Origin of the sequence: Mesotoga sp. HF07.pep.5.2.highcov (genome assembly GCF_003666285.1) — a bacterium.
GTDB lineage: Bacteria > Thermotogota > Thermotogae > Petrotogales > Kosmotogaceae > Mesotoga > Mesotoga prima.
This window is the reverse complement of sequence record NZ_JFHJ01000117.1, coordinates 1-3,439: the sequence shown is the minus strand read 5'-3', so window position 1 is coordinate 3,439 and position 3,439 is coordinate 1. Positions and strand designations below refer to the sequence as shown.

The 3,439-nt window shown below is 45.7% G+C and carries 6 protein-coding genes; 3 read left to right on the top strand and 3 right to left on the bottom strand.

The genetic code is table 11. The features are described from left to right. The coding region (locus tag BG32_RS15470; protein ID WP_183084267.1) for a hypothetical protein at positions 1-235 on the top strand (235 nt) is incomplete at its 5' end. A gap of 253 nt (positions 236-488) precedes the next feature. Here the strand turns inward: BG32_RS15470 and BG32_RS01930 are convergent. From BG32_RS01930 to BG32_RS01920, 3 genes are read right to left on the bottom strand one after another with little or no spacing between them, the layout of a single operon-like run. Beyond that, positions 489-1,019, bottom strand: coding sequence for a hypothetical protein (locus BG32_RS01930; protein WP_006486436.1), 531 nt, complete (start codon positions 1,017-1,019; stop codon positions 489-491). Further along, positions 1,012-1,761 carry an ImmA/IrrE family metallo-endopeptidase gene (locus tag BG32_RS01925; protein WP_121526315.1) on the bottom strand — a complete coding sequence of 250 codons (750 nt, stop codon included), beginning with the start codon at positions 1,759-1,761 and terminating at the stop codon, positions 1,012-1,014. Before BG32_RS01925 ends, BG32_RS01930 begins: the two co-directional genes overlap by 8 nt. Next, entirely contained in the window at positions 1,754-2,104 is a 351-nt protein-coding gene (locus tag BG32_RS01920; RefSeq protein ID WP_006486440.1) for a helix-turn-helix domain-containing protein, read from the bottom strand. The genes BG32_RS01925 and BG32_RS01920 overlap by 8 nt, the downstream gene beginning before the upstream one ends. A gap of 683 nt (positions 2,105-2,787) precedes the next feature. Between BG32_RS01920 and BG32_RS01915 the strand changes: the two genes are divergently transcribed. Further along, positions 2,788-3,012 carry a DUF433 domain-containing protein gene (locus BG32_RS01915; RefSeq protein WP_121526314.1) on the top strand — a complete coding sequence of 75 codons (225 nt, stop codon included), beginning with the start codon at positions 2,788-2,790 and terminating at the stop codon, positions 3,010-3,012. Continuing rightward, complete coding sequence (locus BG32_RS15465; RefSeq protein ID WP_183084266.1) at positions 3,009-3,155, top strand: DUF5615 family PIN-like protein; 147 nt, start codon at positions 3,009-3,011, stop codon at positions 3,153-3,155. Before BG32_RS01915 ends, BG32_RS15465 begins: the two co-directional genes overlap by 4 nt. Positions 3,156-3,439: the final 284 nt, after the last annotated feature.

The window sequence follows — 3,439 nt, the reverse complement described above, 5'->3', positions numbered from 1 at the left end:
GCGATTATATCACTCCGACCTGGCCGACAAGTCCGTCAAATTCTGGACTGCTCCGACAAAAGCGAGAAGAGCCGTTCTGGAAAGAGACGCGAAAAACGGGACAGACGCTAGGAGCCCGTCAGTCCCCTATTCGAAATGTTACGGGATGACAATGTCAGACGATTATGCGATTCTTTTTGTAGGGGCGAACGGCTGTTCGCCCGTGATTGGATTTCAGTGCAGGCTAAAGGGATGAAATCGCATAGGCTCACTGTATGACAGCCCTTTAAGTCATCCTGAAATGCTCCTGTTCAGGATCCCTGTGTCTCGCGAAAACCGGGACATGCGAAAAAGCGAGAAGAGGAGAGAGGAAGAGAGAGAAGAGAGACGCCTTCTCGTGAGCGTAGCGAATGTCTCTACCGTGTTCTTTCTCGATTTGTCTTATCGGAGAACGGGTCCTCGCTCTTGGACGGCCAACTGAGGACTGCTATTACAGCGTACAGCGGCTTCTAAAGTGTGTTGAGATAGTCGGTGAATGTTAGGGTGGGAAGTTTTCGTCGTTTCTTGATCATTTGACCCCAAATATTATTTCCTTCAGGTTCGTCTATCAAACCTTTGAGTAACGCAGTATGAAGAATCATCGGAGTCGTCAGGTTTCTGAGATGAAATAGCTGAATATAGTCTTGAATGTCCTTCAAGTTGTTGCTTGCTAACATCCCTTTGCGTACTTTTGCTAGTGCTATTGCTGAAGCCTCGCCTTTTCCTATAGGTTTCTGTCCACTCTGCGGTTTTTTTGTCAGCATGTAGTACAGTTTGAATTCTTCTGAACCGACAAGCATTTCAGCCTTTCTAATTTCATCTTGAGACAGTAGCTGGTTCACTTTACTTGAGAGATGACTTATGCTTGGATTTGAAAGCTCGTCTAGTACTTGTTCTGGAAGAACTATTCTCTTTGGGTAAAGACTTAACAATATGTCTATCCTATCGACCCACAAGAATGAAGAAATACAGTCGGTGTCAAAGAATATTGGCTCAATCATATCTCTCTTCGTCTTCTTCGGTTCCGTATACGATATCTGACCTGAAAGCTTCAAGAAGGTATTGTTCATATAGCCCTTGGGAGATCACTTCTCTTTCCCTCAGTGTTTCGGCAAGTTTCACATACTTGCCGAATGTTGTGGCTTTCTTCTCCCCAGAAGAGGGTCTGTACAGTGATACATCATAACCCTGTTCTTGAGCTGACTTGATAACTCCGGTTTGCATTTCAGCTGCCTTTGCTTTCGTCAAGTATCCTTCTCTGATAAGTCGAATTAGTGTTGCATATCTGCTTAGGCCGTAATACTGTTCAACCTGTACCACATCTTCCAGCGTTATTTCTTCTTCTTTCTGAATTCGCCGTTCAAGAAATTCTCTAAGTGATTCATACGGGGCCAGAAAATACGACGCGAATTTGTTGGCTTCGATTTCAGCCGCGTCTTTTTCATCAAATGCTGCTGGACAGACGACTCTGTGGAGTTCTTTATGAAAGTAGATGTGGCAGAGCTCGTGGGCCGCAGTGAAGCGCTGTCTACCGTATGTTTGCTCTGAGTTTATTGCCATTATCTTGTTGTCTTTATCTCTTAAACACATCCCGCTGATTCTTTTGCCCAAAGGGTAATAGACAAGAGTCAAATCATGTATGCTACCAAGAACAGCGAAGATGTCTATTGGAGAGAAAACATCTTCGCCAAGTTGCTTTCTCATCCAAAGAGCGTTTGCATTTATCTGAATATCGTCAAGCATTGTCCGTGTGGACCTCCGCCATTCTCTGCATATCTCTAAGGTTCAAAGCAATTCGGTTTATGACAGCGATTGATTCCAGGTCCTCAGGTTCCAAATGTCTAGCTCTCATTGCAAAGGGAAGCTGCTCGAGATGAAACTCCCCTTCCAGTAACGATTCGACAGGCAGACCAAAAAGATTGGCAAGTTTTTCCAGAGAAAGAACACTTAGTTGTCGCTGACCACTTTCAAATTTCGAGATGTAACTCTGATCTACCCCGAGATACTCTGCCAGTTGACTCTGGGCTATTGAGCTCTTCACTCGTAGTTCCTTCAACCTCGCGCCTAAAGCTTTCCCGTCTAGCATATCGATCCCCTCCCAGACAATATTATATCACTTGTCATATATACAATATCCTTTTACCTTTATTGTATGACACATCGAATGAGTTTTTCGATTGGAGAAGCGAGCAAAGGCCGACTTTGTCGTGAGGCTCTTTCTGGTTCTCCTTCAACGGTCCTTCTTTTCAACGTCCAGCGGGTTTTCGTTCTTAAGCGTAGAGCGCCTCTTTGATTGGAGATCCCGTGCAGACTCACCAAGGAGCAAGTTACGAGGATCGGGTTAGTAAGATCGGGTGTGGGACAGAAGAGCGGGTTACAAGAATCGGGTTGCAAAGATCGGGTTACTGAGAACGGGTTAAAAAAACCGGGTTTTGAGAACCGGGTTTTGAAGAGGGAGATCCCGTGCAAAAGCATCACGGGATGACTGAAGAGGAGCTCATCAGAGAAGACCCTAGAGGTTGACTACCCTTCACGTCATCCTGACAACGCTCCTGGTCAGGAACCCTATCTCTCGCGAAAACCGGGATAGACCGTAGGACCTTTTTAGGGCAAGCTCATCAGGGCAGTTTTGCGGGATGACAGCCCTTCTCTCTTAGCGTCATGCCGGATCCCGATCCATCGTCTCCGCCCTTCGAAAGAGGGAGAAGATACCTTATAGCGATTATTGTCGCGATGCTATAATTGATTCAAACAGATGAGGAGGCTTTTATGGCAGGTATTCAAAGAGTTATTCTAGATCCAAAAATATGTCATGGCAAGGCCTGTATAAAGGGAACCAGGATTCCTGTTTCTCTCATACTGGATGAGCTTGCAGCCGGACATAGTTTCGAAGAAATTATCGATCAATATCCTTCGTTGGTTCGTGAGGACATTATCGCCGCTATCGAATATGCTTCTCTGCTTACAAAAGAGCGAGTTGAGATTCTGCCTTGAAAGAGAAGTTCAAGCTCGATGAAAATCTTCCCGAAGCTGCGCTTGCGCTCTTTCGCAAGAACGATTTTGATGCCGAGAACGTAATAGAAGAGCAACTTGCTGGCGCAACTGATGAGTGTATTCTTACGGGTTGCGGAAATTAGAATAGAGTTTTCCTGACTCAGGATCTTGATTTCTCCGACATCACGCTGCTTAGTCGCACAGAGAAAATAACTGGACAATACGCAAAGTCGCAATAATGCTTCGCAAGGAGCCTCTCGGGTCAACCGTCAACGGTCCACAGTCTTCCGATAAAAGCATATTACATTTGAAAGATCTTCAATGCCAGTCTGCTGACGCAGGCCAGTCAGGCCTCGCCTGGCCAGTCTTTGCTCCGCAAAGGCCAGTTCCGACTTCGTCGGGCAAAAAGAACCGCTTGGATAAGAAA

Coding starts and splice junctions, on each gene's coding strand:
- BG32_RS01915 (WP_121526314.1), top strand. CDS start 2,788: ATGGCAGGTATTCAAAGAGTTATTCTAGATCCAAAAATATGTCATGGC.
- BG32_RS01925 (WP_121526315.1), bottom strand. CDS start 1,761: ATGCTTGACGATATTCAGATAAATGCAAACGCTCTTTGGATGAGAAAG.
- BG32_RS01930 (WP_006486436.1), bottom strand. CDS start 1,019: ATGATTGAGCCAATATTCTTTGACACCGACTGTATTTCTTCATTCTTG.
- BG32_RS01920 (WP_006486440.1), bottom strand. CDS start 2,104: ATGCTAGACGGGAAAGCTTTAGGCGCGAGGTTGAAGGAACTACGAGTG.